This window comes from Brumimicrobium aurantiacum, assembly GCF_003402975.1.
Lineage (GTDB): Bacteria > Bacteroidota > Bacteroidia > Flavobacteriales_D > Crocinitomicaceae > Brumimicrobium > Brumimicrobium aurantiacum.
In genome coordinates, this window is record NZ_QURB01000008.1 from 65,055 (window position 1) to 84,096 (window position 19,042).

15 protein-coding genes are annotated in these 19,042 nt (G+C 34.4%); 11 read left to right on the forward strand and 4 right to left on the reverse strand.

The features are described from left to right. The first annotated feature begins 222 nt into the window (after positions 1-222). From DXU93_RS12250 to DXU93_RS12280, 7 genes are all read left to right on the forward strand, one after another. A complete protein-coding gene (locus DXU93_RS12250; RefSeq protein WP_116881587.1) occupies positions 223-900 on the forward strand; it encodes a response regulator transcription factor in 678 nt (225 codons plus the stop codon). Further along, positions 897-1,946 (forward strand): sensor histidine kinase, encoded by a 1,050-nt coding sequence (locus DXU93_RS12255; RefSeq protein WP_116881588.1) that lies wholly within the window; start codon positions 897-899, stop codon positions 1,944-1,946. Before DXU93_RS12250 ends, DXU93_RS12255 begins: the two co-directional genes overlap by 4 nt. Positions 1,947-2,036: 90 nt before the next feature. After that, positions 2,037-3,359 (forward strand): 1-acyl-sn-glycerol-3-phosphate acyltransferase, encoded by a 1,323-nt coding sequence (locus DXU93_RS12260; protein ID WP_116881589.1) that lies wholly within the window; start codon positions 2,037-2,039, stop codon positions 3,357-3,359. Positions 3,360-3,448: 89 nt separating this feature from the next. Beyond that, positions 3,449-3,862 carry a toxin-antitoxin system YwqK family antitoxin gene (locus DXU93_RS12265; protein WP_116881590.1) on the forward strand — a complete coding sequence of 138 codons (414 nt, stop codon included), beginning with the start codon at positions 3,449-3,451 and terminating at the stop codon, positions 3,860-3,862. Next, complete coding sequence (gene dnaG / locus DXU93_RS12270; protein ID WP_116881591.1) at positions 3,862-5,925, forward strand: DNA primase; 2,064 nt, start codon at positions 3,862-3,864, stop codon at positions 5,923-5,925. The genes DXU93_RS12265 and dnaG overlap by 1 nt, the downstream gene beginning before the upstream one ends. A gap of 9 nt (positions 5,926-5,934) precedes the next feature. Further along, the gene (locus DXU93_RS12275; protein ID WP_116881592.1) at positions 5,935-7,089 is read left to right on the forward strand and encodes a mechanosensitive ion channel family protein; all 1,155 of its coding nucleotides are present in this window, start codon (positions 5,935-5,937) and stop codon (positions 7,087-7,089) included. 113 nt (positions 7,090-7,202) lie between these two features. Next, positions 7,203-8,003 carry a LytTR family DNA-binding domain-containing protein gene (locus DXU93_RS12280; protein WP_165851404.1) on the forward strand — a complete coding sequence of 267 codons (801 nt, stop codon included), beginning with the start codon at positions 7,203-7,205 and terminating at the stop codon, positions 8,001-8,003. A gap of 40 nt (positions 8,004-8,043) precedes the next feature. On the opposite strand, the gene DXU93_RS12285 is transcribed toward DXU93_RS12280, so the two are convergent. The 4 genes from DXU93_RS12285 to rnhA form a co-directional block, all read right to left on the reverse strand. Continuing rightward, positions 8,044-8,664 carry a hypothetical protein gene (locus DXU93_RS12285; protein ID WP_116881594.1) on the reverse strand — a complete coding sequence of 207 codons (621 nt, stop codon included), beginning with the start codon at positions 8,662-8,664 and terminating at the stop codon, positions 8,044-8,046. 11 nt (positions 8,665-8,675) lie between these two features. Then, positions 8,676-9,485 (reverse strand): alpha/beta hydrolase, encoded by an 810-nt coding sequence (locus tag DXU93_RS12290; protein ID WP_116881595.1) that lies wholly within the window; start codon positions 9,483-9,485, stop codon positions 8,676-8,678. Between the two features lie 234 nt (positions 9,486-9,719). Continuing rightward, a complete protein-coding gene (recJ, locus tag DXU93_RS12295) occupies positions 9,720-11,450 on the reverse strand; it encodes a single-stranded-DNA-specific exonuclease RecJ (RefSeq protein WP_116881596.1) in 1,731 nt (576 codons plus the stop codon). Between the two features lie 116 nt (positions 11,451-11,566). Then, entirely contained in the window at positions 11,567-12,028 is a 462-nt protein-coding gene (rnhA, locus tag DXU93_RS12300) for a ribonuclease HI (protein ID WP_116881704.1), read from the reverse strand. 238 nt (positions 12,029-12,266) lie between these two features. Here rnhA and DXU93_RS12305 point away from each other — a divergent pair, with 238 nt between their 5' ends. The 4 genes from DXU93_RS12305 to DXU93_RS12320 are packed head-to-tail and all read left to right on the forward strand — an operon-like array spanning position 12,267 to position 18,832. Then, positions 12,267-12,881, forward strand: a complete 615-nt coding sequence (locus DXU93_RS12305) for a TetR/AcrR family transcriptional regulator (RefSeq protein WP_116881597.1) — start codon at positions 12,267-12,269, stop codon at positions 12,879-12,881. Then, positions 12,881-14,206, forward strand: a complete 1,326-nt coding sequence (locus DXU93_RS12310) for a TolC family protein (RefSeq protein ID WP_116881598.1) — start codon at positions 12,881-12,883, stop codon at positions 14,204-14,206. Before DXU93_RS12305 ends, DXU93_RS12310 begins: the two co-directional genes overlap by 1 nt. 14 nt (positions 14,207-14,220) lie before the next feature. Further along, the gene (locus DXU93_RS12315; RefSeq protein ID WP_116881599.1) at positions 14,221-15,348 is read left to right on the forward strand and encodes an efflux RND transporter periplasmic adaptor subunit; all 1,128 of its coding nucleotides are present in this window, start codon (positions 14,221-14,223) and stop codon (positions 15,346-15,348) included. A gap of 4 nt (positions 15,349-15,352) precedes the next feature. Further along, entirely contained in the window at positions 15,353-18,832 is a 3,480-nt protein-coding gene (locus DXU93_RS12320; protein WP_116881600.1) for an efflux RND transporter permease subunit, read from the forward strand. The last annotated feature ends 210 nt before the right edge of the window (positions 18,833-19,042 follow it).

The window sequence follows — 19,042 nt, forward strand, 5'->3', positions numbered from 1 at the left end:
ATTATTTAAAAGTCTTTATTTGTCAGTGTTTCAGAGCTTTTTGTGTTTAAATTTTTGCTCTTTAGCTGGTGCAAATATAGTGGATGCAGTTTGGATAAATATACCGTTAATAATAAATTAATATAGCCTTAATATTGGTGATGTTTTGTTAACCTAAGAGTAAAGTTGGAATGGTAATTCAATTGAATAAGCTGTATAACTTTGTCAGAAATGATAAACAAAATGAATAAAAAAGCAACAATTTTATTTGCAGATGATGATCCAGATATCCTTGAAATGATCTCTTATAATTTAGAGAGAGAAGGATATACAATTCATACTGCTGTCAACGGAGAGGAAGCTGTTGAATTAAGTGAAAAAGTTAATCCAGACCTAATTCTCTTGGATGTAATGATGCCAAAAATGGATGGTGTTCAAGTTTGTGAAGCAATTCGTTCAAATGGAAAAGAAGTGCAGCCAATTATTGCGTTCTTAACTTCAAGAGCTGAAGATTATTCTCAAATTGCTGGATTTAACGCTGGAGGAGATGATTATATCAATAAACCAATTCGTCCAAAAGTGTTAATTAGTAGAATCGAAGCCTTGTTGAGAAGAGCAGGGTCTAACATTGTAAAAGAAGAGGTGAATGAAGATTTAGTCTTAGATGTTAACCGATACTTACTATTGTTTAAAGGAGAAGAGTTATATTTACCAAAGAAAGAATTCGAATTGCTTTCATTTCTTATGAAAAAACCTGGAAATGTTTCAAACAGAGACCAGATTTTGGCGGAAGTTTGGGGTGACGATACCATTGTAGGTGAAAGAACTGTTGATGTACATATCCGAAAATTACGTGAGAAAATTGGAGATGAATACATTCGTACAATTAAAGGAGTTGGATATACTTTTAAAGCTTCATGAAGAACATAAAACCAATTCATATTATATTTATTAGTACAGCATTGCATGTTGGTATGCTTTTGCTGTTACTCGTATTATATCGACTTTTTATTGATTTTTTATCCTTAGAAATGATTTTAAGTATTACGCTTCTTGGAGGAGTGTTTTCTTTTATCATCATTTACTTTGTGTTTAAAAAGTTTATTCAAGAAAGGCTCGATTTGATTTTTCGTGTGATATCTAAAGGTTCTAATTTCAATGCAACTCAGCAAAGGGTAGATTTGAAGGAGGATGTGATTGGATCTGCGGTAAAAGCATCTCTTAGCTGGGCAAATGAAAGAAAAAGTGAAATCGCTAAACTGAAAGAACAAGCAACTTTCAGAAGAGAGTTTTTAGGAAATCTTGCTCATGAATTGAAAACGCCTGTTTTTAGTATTCAAGGGTATATTTTAACTTTATTGGAAGGCGGTTTAGAGGATGAAAAAGTGAATCGAAAGTTTCTCGAACGTGCCGCTTTTTCTACTGAAAGAATGGCGGAAATTTTAGAAGATCTCGATCAAATTATGAATTTGGAGGTGAATAATGTAACTATTAAGAATACATCTTTTAATATAGTAGAGTTAACAAAAGACATTATTCTTTCTCTAGAAGAGTCAAGCATAGAGAAAAAGGTTAAGGTTTCAATGGCAAAGAAATATGAGCCTATTTATGTCAATGCCGATAAGTCGAAAATTGCACAAGTTCTTACCAATCTAATTGCCAATTCAATAAATTATTCTGTTGAAAACGGTTCAACAACAATTCGTTTTTACCCGATTAATGATACGATTATGACCGAAATTTCGGATGATGGAATTGGAATTGAGGAAAAAAACATTCCACGTCTTTTTGAAAGATTCTACAGGGTGGAGCAAAGTAGAAATAGAAATGAAGGAGGTTCAGGTTTGGGGCTTGCAATTTGTAAGCATATCGTTGAAGCTCACGGTGAAAATATTAATGTTAAAAGTGAACTTGGAGTAGGAAGTACCTTTACTTTCTCGCTCAAAAAAAGCAATAAGCCTAAATAATTAATTCTATATGCTTACCTTCGCTTTGATCATTATGTGAGAAAAAGTTTTCAAAAATCACGTAACTTTCACTGGTCATAACATTGATTTATGCTTTACAGACTATTGAAATTTATCATTGGCGTTGGTATACGATTGTATTACAAAGAAATAAAAGTAATTAATCGTTCACATTTGTCAGAAGGGAAAAATGGCCCTCTAATTATCATTGCTAATCATCCAAATACTTTAATGGATGCTTGGGTCATCGGAATGATTTGCAAGCAACCCATCCATTTTATGGCAAAAGCAACTTTGTTTGATTCCAAACTTAAGTTGAGACTATTGCGCAGTCTAAAAATGATTCCCATCAATAGAAAAGGAGAAGGAATTACTTCTGGAGTGGATAATAATGACTCTTTAAGTGAATGCTACAAAGTGTTAAGTGCAGGAAAAACACTGGTTATTTTTCCTGAAGGAACTTCTTATAAAGAAAAGGTTTTAAGAGAACTTAAAACAGGGACTGCCAGAATAGCTTTAGAAACTGAGAAAATTAATGGGGGAGAACTGGATTTGAAAGTTGTGGCAATTGGCATCAATTATTCAGAACCTGAAAAGTTTAGGAGTAGTATTTTGATCGACGTGGATCAGCCTAGAAATGTGATGGATCATTATGAAATGTACCTCACCGAAAAGAAGAAGGCAGTAAAACGATTAACTAACCAGTTTAGAGAAAGACTAGAAAAAGTACTCGTTACAACAGAAACAAAAGATGAAGAAGAGCTGCTAGATGAGATTTTTAAGGTGATGAACACTAAGTATATTCAAGCTGATGAAAAAGGAGTTCAACGTCAGGTAAAGGAGCAAAAAGTCATTAAGAATAAATTGGATGAATTAAAACTGGTTCAACCTTGGCGTATTGATGAAATAAGAAACAGTATTATAACAATGAATTGGAAACTCGATAAAATGCATATTCGAGCAGATTTCTTGGATCGAAAATTCCGTTCAACTTTATTCTTTCGTCAAATCTTAACTTCTCTTATTTTTATTGTGGTGGCATTACCCTTAGCTGTTTTTGGTTTAATTCATAATATCCTGCAGTATTTGTTTACGGATTGGTTGGTGCCAAAAATTTCAACAGACATTGAATACTATGCACCATTGGCCATTTTAGTTGGTTTTGTTACCTATCCTTTAACCTACGCAGCTTTTATTTATTTTTCAATTACGCTTCTTGATTTTTCGTTTCTGATGAGTTTAGGATATTTCATTTTAATGCCCTTAACGGGGATTTTTACCTATTGGTTTTTTAAATACCTCAAACACATTAGTTATAAATGGCGTTATATGTTGTTAATGGTTGATCAGAAAGATACTTTAAAAGAATTGCAAGCCGAGAAGAAGAAAATCAGAGCCTTACTCTTTGATTAAAATTAGTTTCTTACGCAATACGCTTTTTCATTTATTTGATTCTAATAAATAACGTATTTTTGTTCTTTAAAACTCGAAATTTAAACATTATGGTAAAATACTTTTTCATTGGATTATTGACACTAATAATGATCGCTTGCGAGGAGGATAAAGCTCCTGAAAGGCCAAAACCTCAAAAAACAGAATATCGTCCATTGATTTCAGAAGATAATAATGGGAAATATACAGAATGGTATCCTGGACACAAGCAAGTAAAGCTCACAGGAAGAAAAAATAAAGATGGTGAACGTGTTGGAATATGGAAGTATTACTCTGATCGTGGAGTTGAACTATCGGTTACCGTTTACAGTAATGGAAAGAAAAATGGACATACAGTAGTGAAACATCCTAATGGAGCATTACATTATTCAGGAGAGTATGTTAACGATGAACCTGTTGGCATTTGGAAATTTTATGATGAACAAGGAAAACTGACCCAAACCAAAGATTACTCAAAAAAATAATGTCAAGAATACCTTCGCATATCATTGATGAAATCATGAATACCGCTCGAATAGAGGAGGTCATTGGTGAATATGTGCAATTGAAAAAATCTGGCTCAAATTATAAAGGAATGAGTCCGTTCACCGAAGAAAAGACCCCTTCTTTTATGGTGAGTCCGGCCAAGCAGATTTTTAAATGTTTTTCTACAGGAAAAGGAGGAACTGCGGTTTCTTTTTTAATGGAGCTAGAGCAGTTTAGCTACCCGGAAGCGTTGCGTTGGTTGGCGGATCGTTATAATATTCAACTTCCAGAGGAAAAACCATTGACGCCTGAGGAGCAGCAAAAGTTATCTGAACGCGAAAGTTTACAAATCATCAACACTTTTGCGAGAGACTTTTTTGCTAATAGCATAAAGAATTCAACGGAAGGGAAGAATATTGGTCTATCCTACTTTAAAGAAAGAGGGTTTACAGAAGCAACAATTGATAAATTTCAATTGGGGTATTGTCCAAGAAGCGAAAAGTCTTTTACAGAAACCGCGATCGAAAAAGGGTATAAACAAGAGTACCTTGAGCAACTTGGACTAACTAAAACTAAAAACGATAGAAGATTCGACTTTTTTAGTGGGAGGGTGATGTTTCCTATTCATTCTGTTTCAGGAAAAGTTTTAGGTTTTGGAGGAAGAACCCTTCAAACTGATAAGAAAGTAGCGAAGTATTTCAACTCACCGGAGAGTGTGCTCTATGATAAGAGTAGTGTGCTTTACGGTATTAATTTCGCTAAAAATGAAATCATTAAACAAGACAATTGTTTTTTGGTGGAGGGATATACTGATGTTATCAGTATGTCACAGTCTGGTGTGGAAAATGTTGTTTCAAGTTCAGGAACGTCATTAACCAAAGGACAAATCAAATTGATTCAGCGGTATACGCAAAATATCACTGTTCTTTATGATAGTGATCCAGCAGGAATTAAAGCTTCGTTTCGCGGGATAGATTTATTGCTAGAGGAAGGAATGACTGTTAAAGTTTGCTTGTTTCCTGAAGGAGAAGATCCTGATTCTTTTGCAAAGAGTGTTGGGACAGATGAACTCAAAAAATACCTGGCAGATAATCAAAAAGATTTTGTTGGTTTTAAAACGGATATCCTCCTTGAAGGAACCGAAAATGATCCCATTAAGCGTGCTGGGTTAATCAAGGAAATTGTTGGTTCTATTGCACTGATTCCCGACAGTATTACGCGTTCGGTTTATATTAAACAAACGGCTTCTCAATTCGATTTCAAAGAGCAAACTTTGCTGAATGAGATGAATGTGATTCGTCGTAAGGCATTAAATAATCCACGAAAATCACAAACAACTCCACGTAAACCACAAGGAGGTCAACGAAAACCTCAAGTAAGTAATCAACCCGCTCCTTCACCTTCTCCTGCTCCACCAAATTATGAGGATGAAGGAGATATTCCTTTGGAAGCTTTTGGTGAATTTCCAACTCCGGAGGTAGAAAAAGTGGATCCCAATAAACGGGATTTTTATGATCAAGAGTTCGATTTAATACGCATATTGGTTTTACATGGGAGTAGGGCAATTGAAATCGAAAAACCTGAAGAAAATCAAGAAGGCTCGAATGATGTGAGTGTCGCTGAACTAATCATTTTTGAGCTTAATAGAGACGAGTTAGGATTCAAAAATAAATTATTCCAGAAGATTTTCGAGTTGTGTAGACAAGGTTTGGATGAAGATGTATTCTATGAACCTGCTAGGTTTTTACGTCATGAAGATCCTGAAATAGTTAAGTTCGTTTCCGATATTTTGTCTCCTAGATATGAACTAAGTCGCCAATGGTTGAACACTTTCAATATTGAAACAACAGAAGAGATTCATCGATTGGCCCAAGCAGTAAAAGAATCATTATATGCTTTTAAAAATGCGGTAATTATGATGAGGATTCAAGATATTCAAGAAGAACTAAAAAATATTGATCATAACAACACTGAAAGGCTCTCAGAGTTAATAAAGGAACAAATGTCACTTGAGAAAATTAAAAGTGTGTTCTCAAGTCAATTGGGCAGAATAATCGTTTAATTTTGTATTATGTTTTCATCGTTATTGTCATTTGATATAGGCCCATATAAAGCAAGTATTTGGATTGTGATGATTTGGGTACTTATCGTTATTTTAACGGTAGTCTTAAATCGATTCATAAAACGCTTACTCAAGCGTTACCTTAAACGACCAAATATTAAAATTAAAGGAACGAGAATCACTTTGCTAAAAGTATTGAATCAGATGCTTTTTCTTTTTGCGTTCTACATTTGCTTTCAGGTTTTTAGATTGGAAAATGAACAGATATCAATAGGCGAATTTCTTAGTTACGACGTTATTCCTAAAATGGGAGATGGAAAATTTCATTTAAGCATGATGGATGTCATCACCATTGCGATTCTATTTATTTTCTCTCGATTTGCAATCAATATTTTTAGGATTTATATTGATAGAAGATTTAAAGATAACGATGATTTTGATGAAGGAACACGATTCGTTTACATTCAATTTGCCAAGTATATCGTTTACACTTTTGCTGTTATTCTCTCCCTACAATTCTTGTTTACAGATTTAAGCGTTCTCTTGGCGGGTTCTGCTGCAATATTCGCAGCTTTAGCCCTTGGTTTGCAAGGCATGTTCCGCGATATGGTTTCTGGAATTGTTTTGCTTTTCGAAGGTACCATCAAAGTAGGTGATATCATCAAACTATATAGTCCTGTAACTGGTGAAGAAATCATTGGACGTGTTTTGAAAATTAACGTTCGTACAGCTAAGGTAGAAACCAGAGATGGAAACACGATGGTGATTCCAAATTCATTATTAACCCAAGATCAAGTCGAGAATTGGACATTCAATGCTGAGTATACACGTTTTAAAATCGAGGTACGTGTGGCTTATGGGACAGATACAGAATTGGTTAAAAAATTATTAAAACAAGCCGCTTTAAGTCATCCTGAAGTGAGTAGTAAAAAACCAGTGACCGTACGAATTTTAAACTTTGGAGAATACGCCTTAGAATTGGATATCCTTTTTTGGGCACAACAAAAATGGTTTGCCGAATACTACAAGTCTGAAATTAGATTTGAAATTGACAGGCTTTTCAGACAACACGGAATTATTATTCCATTCCCTCAAAGAACCATTCACATGGCCAATGAAGAAAGACCTGGATATGTGAAAACGGAAAAGAAGGTTGAGAAGTAGTATCAAATAAATCAGTTTCCTTTATATTATATATGCTAAGTATTCTAAATAAACCATACCCATTTCTTTTTAATACTAAACGAAATGTTCTTATTGCATTTATAGTGGGAGTCATGGTTTTCTCAGTTAATTGGTGGGCTAAAAACGAAAATTTTGCTCAAACAAACTTTATTGTTGGGAAGAATGCATTGAGTTTGTTTGCTGGTTTAACGACTGTTATAGGTATACTTTCAACTATTGAACTTATACCAAGGTTGTTTTTTAATATTAATGTAAAAGATTCTTGGACTATTGGGAAAGAATTTCTGATGGTTGTTTTATTACTCTTTACAATTACTATACTAAATTATTTACTGATCATTTTTCTTTCAAAATCTTCGTTTTATACCAATGATTTGTATCTCTTTTTGAATGCATTTTTATATGTTTTGATTATAGGATTTACCCCAACTATTATGGTGGTATGGGTAAATTATACCATTATTCTAAAGAGAAATTTAAAACGTGTAGAAGAATATAATAATATACTAGAAAAACGCATTAAAGAAGAAGGGTCTGGAGAAGTGCTTCATATCCAAACGAATAATAAAAATGAAATTCTTCATCTTGATGTTAAGTTGTTTTTATATGCAAAGGCAGAAGGGAATTACCTCGATGTTTATATTAAAAGAGGGGAGGATATAGAGTGCTCAACATACCGTTTTACTGTTCAAAGTCTATTGAATCATTTAGAAGATTACGATCATATTGTTTCAACTCATCGCTCCTATGTAGTTAATTTAAATCAGATTACATCGACCTCTGGCAATGCTAGGAACTTTAAAATCAAATTTGATAATGTTGATGGTGATGTACCTGTTTCTCGCAGTAGATTTCAGGCATTCAAAGAAGCTCTAAATGTAGAAAAGGAATAAGCGTAATGCCTATTCCTCTAATATTTATGAAAGGGAAGGATTATAAGGTATATCCTATTCCTAAACCTATAAAAAATCGAGAATCAAAATCAGCTGGTCTTTTTCTTCCATTGTCCCACAATCCATTTAATGACAACCAAGATGTTGCAAATAAATTGAAGCTGCCAATTTTATATCCAATGTTTTGACTGACTCCATAATTAAAGTAGATGTAGCTGTTGTTAAAACTCTGTGTCATGGTGTATTGTGGGAGATTTAAAATACCTTCTGTTTTTAGTTGAGTAGCGCCAATAAATGGTTCTGCTGAAATGTATAGATTTCTTCGGTTAAATGGATAATACTTTAATTCGGCAATAGCCATAAAGCTTTTGTCTTTCGTACTTCCATCCAAATTTTCAGTATAGACGTTTTGGTTTTCTTTAATCTTGTGACTTTGAAGCATAATTCCATAGCTAAAGGTGAAATGTTTTGGCCTCCAAAATTCTCGCTTTGCTTTCAGAGAAATACCATAATTTCTTCCATAACTTCGATTGAAAAGATCATAATTATGAGCAGATTCAAAAAGCCATGTTTTTTCAAGATTTGTTGATTTAACTTCTTCTTTTTGGGCAGAAATTGTAAAAGACAAGCAAGTGATGAGTATGAGTGTTATGTTTTTCATTGTTCTTTATTTTAAAATAATTCTAATATTCCTTTTTCTATTCCAACTATTGGACTGTTGCGATGAGAGGTGTTGTTGAGTCGTTGGTGGGAGAGCTCAAAATCAAAATAAGAATGTTTTTGAAGCTGATCTAAAAAAGCTTGATAATGAGTGTTTATAGCAGCACCTTCTAAATCCCCAACGGATAGAAATAACTTTGCTGGTAATGCATTAAATTGATCAGAATATAATTGCTCTAGTTCAAATATATATGCATCAGACCACATAAAGTTTGCACTTATCGAGATGTAGTTGTCAAACATTCTAGGTTCTTCTTGTTGTAGCATGTAATACAGTGCATAAAACCCACCTAAAGAATGACCATAAAGTGTCATATCAATGCTGTTTAATTGTAAACTGTTTTCTATGTAAGGGATTAGCTCATTGTTCAAGAATTTTGTAAAGTTCTTACCTCCACCACTCATTCCAGAAATATTTGTGTCTTCAGGGTAAGACAAGTCCCTTCCACGTTCATTTTTATTGGTGTATCCAATGGCGATTAGTACAATGTTTTGATATTTATTTTCTTTAATCATTGATGCTGCCTCATAGAAATACTCGTCTCCATCCAACATATAAATTGAATGATACTTCTTTTGTTCATCATAGTCTTCAGGAAATAATACATTGATGTCGTAACTGTCATGTGTTTCTTCTGAAAGAATCGAAAATTCATAATATTCTTCTTGCGATAGACTAAGGTCTTTTTTACAACTGTTTAAACTGATTATGCTCAAGGAAAGGACCAGAAGCATGAATACAAAATGTGTTCTTTTTTTCATGTTATAATTTTTGATTTGAGCTGCAAAATTATTTGAGACCACATTTAAACCTCCAATATAACCTGGGCTAGGGATGAAATGTCAATGCTTGTGATAGAATGGCAGAAGTGCTAAATCAAGTTTTTTGATAGCCCGTATTAGGGATGAGTTGACCACAAGACAGTTGCTTTGATTAACTCAAATAAATAATTGCTTTACTAATCCAATTGCTATGCTGAAATGTTAAGTTGAAGTTTAAAGATGAGGTCTTATATCTTTCACCATAAACTGCGGAGTAGTCCTACCTCGAAAATTGTTTTCATCTAAAGTGAAAACCATATCAAAAGCTCCATTTTTAACAATTTCCAATGCTTCAGGGCATTTAAAGAAAATGGCATCAATATGTTTTTGGAAATCGGGTTGAAAAACCTTCATTTTTAAATGTTCTTCTTTCAAGAGTTTTGCATCGTGAGCATAAACATTCTTTGCTAAGAATAAAGGTTTCATGTTTTGTGGTCCGTGTGGTTCAAATTGTTTTAATACCCGCATCAAACGTGGAACTTCGTATATAGACTCACCTAAATTAAAGATTTGGTTAAAGTGAATCTCTTTTTCAATAATTTGCTCTGGAATTAAATTTTCTGCTCCAATTACTTTACGAACCTCTTCTTCAAATCGTAGTTTAAAGTTCGATAACTGCTCATTTTTCAAGGTCATTCCGGCAGCAAAATAATGTCCACCAAACTGCAATAATGTATCGCTACAGTTTTCAAGAATATCATAAATATTCACGCCTTTAATGCTTCGAGCAGAACCCGTCAATGTTTCTCCATCTTCAGATTGCGTTAACACAATTGTAGGACGATAATAATTCTCAATTAATCGAGAAGCGACAATTCCAATTACTCCTTTGTGCCATGTTTCGTGGTAAACAACAGTGGTACATTTTTGATCATAATCAGAATCATTTTCAACGATGGATAAAGCGTGTTCAGTAATCTCTTTATCCAAGCCTCTTCTTTCCTCATTGAAATCATGAATGGATTGAGCAATACTTCTTAATTCTTTTTCATCTTGTGAAGTCAAAAGAACTACAGCTTTTTTAGCATCATCGATTCTACCTGCAGCATTAATCCTTGGAGCAATGGTAAACACAACATCAGTTAAAGTAAGCGGTTTTTCTTTCTTCGCCAGATTCAGCATTATATCAATTCCAGGTCGGGTTTTTTCGTTCAGTTGCTTCAGTCCATATTGCGCCAATAATCTATTTTCACCTGTAGCTGGAACGATATCTGCGGCGATACTGATGGCCAATAAATCTAAATTTTCAAACAGAATTTTTTCATCCCAACCATTCGTTGTTGCAAGTGCCTGTATTAGTTTAAAACCCACACCAGCACCAGATAATTCTTTGTATGGATAATTACAATCTTCTCTTTTAGGATCCAAAACAATACAATCAGGTAATTCTTTTCCTGGCGTGTGGTGATCACAAATAATCATATCGATGCCCAAAGAATTTGCCAATTCAACTTTTTCATTGGCTTTTATTCCACAATCTAAAGTAATAATCAAGGAAAAACCATTTTCATGTGCATCTCGAATTCCTTTTTCACTCACTCCATATCCTTCAGAATATCGGTCTGGAATATAATATGCGATAGTATCGGTGAGTTGAGAAAGATAGCCATAAACTATCGAAATCGCGGTTGTTCCATCAACATCATAATCTCCATATATTAATATCTTCTGACCTTCTTCCAATGCAATATTCACACGTTCTACTGCGCGTTCCATATCTTTCATTAAAAAAGGATCATGTAATTCTTTAAGTGTTCCACGGAAAAAGGATTTCGCACTATCAAAAGTTGTAATACCTCGTTGGACGAGCATATAAGCCACAACTTCGGAAACATTCATTTCTTTTTTGAGTTGCTCCACTTGTTGTAAATTAGGAGCGTCTTTAATCAACCATTTTGAATTCATTCGGTATAGATTTTTTTGGTGGTCTTATTTAAGGTAGTGAAAATAAATGAATAATTAAAAACTAAAAATGAAAAATGTGAGTTCTACGAAATTTTTCACTTTTCATTGATAATTTTTCATTTTCTAATACTCTCCTCGTACCCTTCATCCACCAACAAGTTCTTCCCTTCTGCGGCATTCACTGCCAATTGGTCACATCTTTCATTTTCTGGATGACCAGCATGACCTTTTACCCAAACAAATTTTGGATTGTAGATAGGGTGGAGTTTTAGGTAACGTTGCCACAAATCGACATTCTTTTTCCCTTTAAAACCCTTTTTCTGCCAATTGAAAACCCAACCTTTTTCAACTGAATCCACAACATATTTGGAGTCTGAATAAATCACCACTTCATGTTTTGTTGTTTTAAGGGCCTCTAAAGCCACAATGATGGCAAGTAGTTCCATTCTGTTATTGGTGGTTAAGCGAAAGCCTTCAGATAACTCTTTTTCAAAACCCATGAATTTGAGAATCACTCCATACCCTCCATTCCCTGGATTTCCTTTTGCCGATCCGTCTGTATAAATTAGAATTGCCATATAAACAAAGTTAAGTTTTAACCCTAAAAATCCCATAAGTTTCCAAAGTATTATTTTTTAATCTTTGAAATAATTATTTTTAAATTGTTTAAAAAAGGTTGTAAATGGTTGTTGTTCAAGCTTAAAGGTTGTTGGTCGATGCTCTTCTAAAATGAGTAGATAAAAAAGTGTTAAAAAATGGAAACTTTTAGAGGGTTAATAGTTTCCATCGTTTTTAATTCACTACTTTTGCGCCCAAATGGAAGATAAGCGTAAAGAAATAATAGAAAAATCTGCAGCTGTGTTTTTACGACATGGTATACGTTCTGTGACGATGGACGATTTGGCTAGGGAATTAAGTATGTCTAAAAAGACGATTTACAATTACTTTAAAGACAAAGATGACTTGATTCAGAGGATTGTAAGCACTTTAATTCATCAAAATCAACAGGAAAGTGAATGCAGTAGAGAGCGCTCGGCTGATGCTATTGAGGCTTTAATGAGTATCAGTAATTTTGCCACAAGACTGTTCACTGAGATTCATTCATCCGTTTTCTTTGACTTGCAAAAGTATTATCCTGAAGCCTGGGCAATTGTCCAAAATTATAGAAAGGAAATAATACATGGAAAAATATCTCAGAATATTCTCCGTGGACAAGAAGAAGGGGTATACCTCAAAGAATTGAATCCAAAAATTATGGCGGAAATTCACTTGTCAATGGTTACTGCATTAACTAATGGGGCTATTTTTAATACAGATATAAACAAATTTGGGGAAGTATTAGAAGAAATTATTCTGTTCCAATTGCGTGGAATAGTAAACGATAAAGGAAGAGAAATTTTAAATAAACACATGAAAAACAAAGTAAAGTAATGAATAGGTTAAAAAAACTAATGATTGCAGTGGTTTTGTTGATTACACAATCAGCAATATCACAGGAGTTTTCGCTTTTTGAGGCGCAAACTTTTGCATTAGAAAATGCAGAGCAAATTCAACGATCTGAATTGGATCTTGAAACAGCGAAGAAACAAGTGGTAGAAACTAGAGCAACAGGTTTGCCACAAATCAACTCAGAAACAACTTTTCAACAGTTTCTTAATTTGCCAACTCAAGTTGTAGATGGTGCATTGATGGGGCAACCTGGAACAACAGTTGAGTTTACAGCAGGACAAGAGTTCAATACAAATGCAGGTATTTCTGCAAACCAGTTGATCTTTAATGGATCTTATATCGTGGCACTTCAAGTCTCAAAGTTTTACACTGAGTTTGTAGCAACGAACATTAAGAAGTCTGAACAAGATGTTTTGTCGAATGTGACGCAAGCTTATCAAATGGCTTTAATCAGTAAACGAAACAAACAATTTGTTGACACCTTGGTAGAAGTGACTGAGAACTTAATCAACAAGCAAAAGGAATTGTTTGAAGTAGGTTTTATCACACAAGAAGAAGTAGATCAAACGGAGTTTTCATTGTTATCTACAAAAGCAAACCTTACAGCTGCTGAAACAGCCTACGAAAACGCTTTGTTAATGTTGAAAATGACAATGGCTTATCCTTTAAACAAGGAAATAACTTTAACTGAAGACCTAGACAAAATGTTGTTGACCCAAGAAAAAGATATTTCAGGATCGTATCAAAATAATTTGGAGCTAGACATTTTGAAGAAACAAAGACAGATTTCAGAGTACGATTTGAAAAATGTGAAAATGAGTAACTACCCTCAATTGTCTGCTTTCTTTAATCATCAATATCAAGCCTACAGAAATGAATTTAACTTTTTCAATCCAGATGAAAGATGGTACAATCAAACAGTTTGGGGTATTAAATTAACGATTCCAATTTTTGCTGGAGGAGAAAGATGGGCAAAAATTCAAAAAGCGAAAATTAAAGTGAAACAAGATGAATTGAATATTCAAGAATTTGAACGTTCGCTTTCAATGCAAGAAACGCAACTTAGAAATGAATTAAATAGTGCTCGAATTAACTTGCAATTACAAAAGAAAAATGTTGAATTGGCAAGTAAAATACATGACAACTCAATGATCAAAGCTGAAATTGGAAAAGAGAATAGTATTGTGGTAACACAAAAGTACAATCAACTTGTACAAGCTCAATCTAACTATGTTAACGCGATGGTTGAGGTATTCAACAAGAAATTAGAGTTGGATAAATTATACAATAAATTAATTAGAAAATAATAGTAACAGAACCGATGAGAAAATACTTTAAATCACTGATCGTATTAGGAATAATAACATCAGTAGTTGCATGTAGTCCAAACGCCAAGTTGGATAAATTAAAAGAGAAAAGAGCAGAACTTAAAGTTGAGTTAGCCGAGTTAGATACTCAAATTAAGAGTATGGATACTGCAAAAGTAGTGATGCTTCCTTATGTGGAAAGTGGAAAGGCTGAGTTTGGACAGTTTAAACATAAGATTACTATTCAAGGTGATATAGAAACAGATAAACAAGCAATGATTATTGCCGAAGCAAATGGTTTGATAAAATCAATTAACGTTGTTGAAGGTCAATCAGTTTCTAAAGGTCAGATTTTAGCAAGAATTGATACTGAAATATTAGCCAGTAACATTAAAGAGTTGGAAACTCAATTAGAATTTGCTGAATATAATTTGGAAAAGCAACAACAATTGTTTGACCGAGGAGTAGGAACAGAGTTTGAATTAAAACAAGCAAAAAACCAAAAGCAGTCGTTGAGTTCTCAATTGAATACAATAAAAACACAATCTTCTAAATCCGTAGTAAGAGCTCCTTATGCTGGAGTTGTTGATGAAATTGTAACCCACGAGGGAGAGATGGCTAGTGCTCAATCTCCAATATTAAGATTGGTAAACAATAAAGATATGTATGTGTCTGGTAACATTTCAGAACACTACTATAAAACAATTAAAGAAGGAACTGATGTTGAGGTATACGTACCAACATTAGAAGATACTTTTGTTCTTCAAGTTTCTTCTATCGGTAATTACATTCACCCAACAAATAGAACTTTCAAAGTGAAAGCAGACATTAAGGATGAAACACAATTATTGCCAAATATGCTTGCTGAAATGAACATTACTGATTTGGTTGTTGATAGCGCCTTAATTGTTCCTTCGGTAGCTTTATTGAAAACGCAACAAAACGAAGATTATATTTTCATCCTAGAGAAATCTGGAGAAAACTATATAGCGAAACAAGTGATGGTTAACATCGTGAGTCAATTCGAAGGAAAAGCTGCTATTGATGTTGAAAACGAAGTGATCAAAAAAGGAGATCGTGTAGTTTCTGCTGGAGCGCGTGGAATTACAGATGGTGATATTGTTCGAATAGAGAAAAGATAGAGTAATGGAAGAGAAAAAAACAACAAAACTTTTTGGAATATCGAACTGGTCGGTAAACAACTCCAAAACAGTTTTCTTAATTATTGCTGTCCTTTTTATTGGTGGGATGATTTCCTACCAATCGATGCCAAAAGAAAACTTTCCGGAGTTACAAATCCCTGAAATTTATATTGGGATTGCAAAACCAGGTTCATCTCCAGAATATATGTCTGAGAAAATTGCTGAGGCCATTGAGAAAAAGGTGAAAACCATCAAAAAGGTGGATGAAATTACTTCAGATTCACAACATGGTTATGCCACAATTCGTGTAGCTTTCGAGTTTGGGATTGATGTCAACGATGGACTAAATAAAGTAAAGGATGCTGTTGATCAAGCCCGTGCGGAAACAGATTTCCCAGAACTTCCAGTAGAGCCAAACATCTTTGAGATAAATCCGAGTGATTTCCCTATTCTGAACATTAACTTAAGTGGTGAAAGTCCAGAAGTATTGAAGGATATTGCTGAGGATTTAAAAGATATGGTGGAAGACTTATCGGAAATCAATGAAGTAAATATCCGAGGAATTCAAGAAGAAGAAATGCGTATCGATGTTGACCGTTTAAAAGCGGAAGCTGTACAAGTTTCTTTAACAGATATCGAAAACGCTGTAGCTGCAGAACACGCAACAATTTCTGGTGGTGAAATCTTAATGAACGGAATGCGTAAAACCATTATGATTGATGGTGAATTTGAAAATGCCGAAGAATTAGGTGAAATCATCGTAAAACAACAGGATTATATGCCTGTGAAGCTAAAGGATATCGCTGATGTTTATTTTGGAAATGGAGATACAACTTCTTTCGCTAGAGAATTTGGCGCCCCAGTTGTAATGCTTGATGTGATTAAACAAGGTGGTGAAAACCTATTGGATGCCGCCGATAAAATTGAAGCATTAATTCAACAAGCTAGAGATGAAAATATTATTCCAAAAGGAGTGAGTGTTTCATTAACAAATGACCAATCAGACCAAACACGTGACATGGTATCTAACCTTGAAAACTCAATTATTTTTGGGGTAATCTTGGTAACGCTTGTCTTGTTATTTTTCTTAGGTGGACGTAACGCAATGTTTGTTGGGGTGGCAATTCCACTTTCTATGTTAATGTCATTTATGATTTTGCAAACGATGGGAGTTACCCTGAATACAATGGTGTTGTTTGCACTTGTATTGGCATTGGGAATGTTAGTAGATAACGGAATTGTGGTAGTGGAGAATATCTACCGTTTTATGGATGAAGAGAAATTTCCTCCGTTCAAAGCTGCAATTCATGGTGTAAGTGAGGTAGCTTGGCCGATTATCGCATCAACTGCAACTACTTTAGCGGCCTTTGTTCCGTTGGCAATTTGGCCGGGTATCTTTGGTGAATTCATGAAATACCTTCCAATTACCTTAATTATCGTTTTAGGATCATCTTTATTCGTTGCTTTGGTTATCAATCCTGTATTAACAGCATTATACATGACTGTTGAGCAAGCGAAGCCTAAAAAAGGAAAATCGATCACTTATGGTGCTATATTTATTGGTGCTGGATTCTTATTGGTGATGATTGATGCAGTATTGTTTGGGAATATTTTAATTCTAATCGGTGGGTTAAACCTTCTGAATACTTTTGTTTTCTATCCAGGAACAATCGTATTCCAAGAAAAGTTGTTGCCTGTTTTAGAACGTTGGTATAGAAATTTCTTGACATTCGCCATGAAAGGTTCAAGACCAATTTGGTTTATTATCGGAACTTTTGTGATGCTGATTTTATCAGTCGTAGTATTTGCGGTAAATCAACCAAAAGTCGAATTCTTCCCTTCAAATCAAGCGAAGTATGTGAACGTGTTTATCACCCATCCTATTGGGACAGACATTATGGAAACAAACAAGTCTACTTTGATTATTGAAGAGAAAATCAATGAGATTTTAGCGCCTTATACCAAAGGTGCAGATCGTAGTAATGTTCAGGATGCAGATCTTGTACAGTCTATTATTGCACAGGTTGGTAAAGGGACTAGTGAGCAAGGAATGGATATGGGAGATACGCCGCATAAGGCGAGAATCACAATTGACTTTACCGAGTTCCAATATAGAGATTCTATCAACACTACTGGTTTTATCTTGACAAAATTACAAGATGAATTGAAAGGTGTATTGCCAGCAGATGTTCAGATTTCTGTAAAGAAAAATTCAATGGGACCACCACAAGAGGCTCCAATTAACATTGAGTTGGTGAACACGAAGAAAAATGCCGATTATAAGGAATTGATTCTTGTCGCTACTGATGTTAAAAATCACTTAGACCGTTTATCGGTAGAAGGTGTTGACGAATTGAAGTTGAGCGTTGAGGCAACAAGACCAGAGATTCCAATTGAAGTTGATCGTGACCAAGTGAGAAAATTGAGCGCTTCCACTACGCAAGTAGGTATGGCGATTCGAAAAGCATTATTAGGTCAAGACATCGCAACATATACGAAAGATGAGGAAAACTACGATATGGTTGTACGTTTTAAAGAGAATTCTCGTTATGATTTGGATGCTTTATTGGATCAAAAGCTGATGTTTAGAAATAACACCGGTCAACTCTTAAATATTCCTATTCGAAGTGTAGTAAAAGATCCAGAAGAGAATATTTCTTATACAGGAGTTTCTCGTGAAGATCAAACTTCAAAAGTGATTATTTCCTCGGATGTTTCAGAAGGTTACAACGCCAATGAAGTAGTGGAGGTTTTGAAAGAGAAAATGATGGATTATGTGAGTAGTGGAGAACTACCAAATGATGTAGAATATAAATTCTCTGGTCAACAAGATGAACAAGCAGAAGAAATGGCCTTTCTAACAAATGCATTACTTATTGCAGTGTTCCTTATTCTCTTGATTATCGTAGCGCAGTTTAACTCCTTCTCTACACCTGCAATTATTTTGTTCTCAGTTATACTTTCTTTTATCGGAGTATTCTTAGGATTGGCATTAAGTGGTCAAACATTCGTGATTATGATGACGATGATTGGTATTATTTCCCTTGCGGGTGTCGTGGTAAATAACTCTATCGTACTGATAGATTATACCAACTTAATCCGAAGAGAAAATCGTGAGAAAGCAGGTCTTGAAGAAACAGAGTTAGAGCCAGATGAAGAAGTTGTGGCTGCTACAATTCGAGGAGGTGAAGTACGTTTGCGTCCGGTATTGCTAACAGCAATTACAACTGTACTTGGTTTACTTCCTTTAGCGATTGGTTTGAATATCGATTTCGTAGGATTGCTAACAGAGTACAAGCCAAATATCTTCATTGGTGGAGACAACAATATGTTCTTCTCTCCGATGGCTTGGACAATTATTTATGGATTAACATTCGCAACATTCCTAACTTTAGTAATTGTTCCTGCAATGTATTTAACATTGTACAGATTCAAAGTTTGGGTGTATAAAAAGCTTAATTGGACGTTGAAAACCAATGTCTAGTTTTTATTTGTAAATAAATTATACTAGGAAAAGCGGTGCTTCGATAAGGAGTACCGCTTTTTTTTGATTGTTTTTTAGGATGTTTCCGCGAAAAGGTGGTTGAGCTTGTCTAAATTCAACTCGTTATCGTCCTGATTGGTTTTTATGGGTTTAAAAAAGAATAAATGAATAATTAAATTATACCGAATTCTTCATTCTTCGTTCCTCATT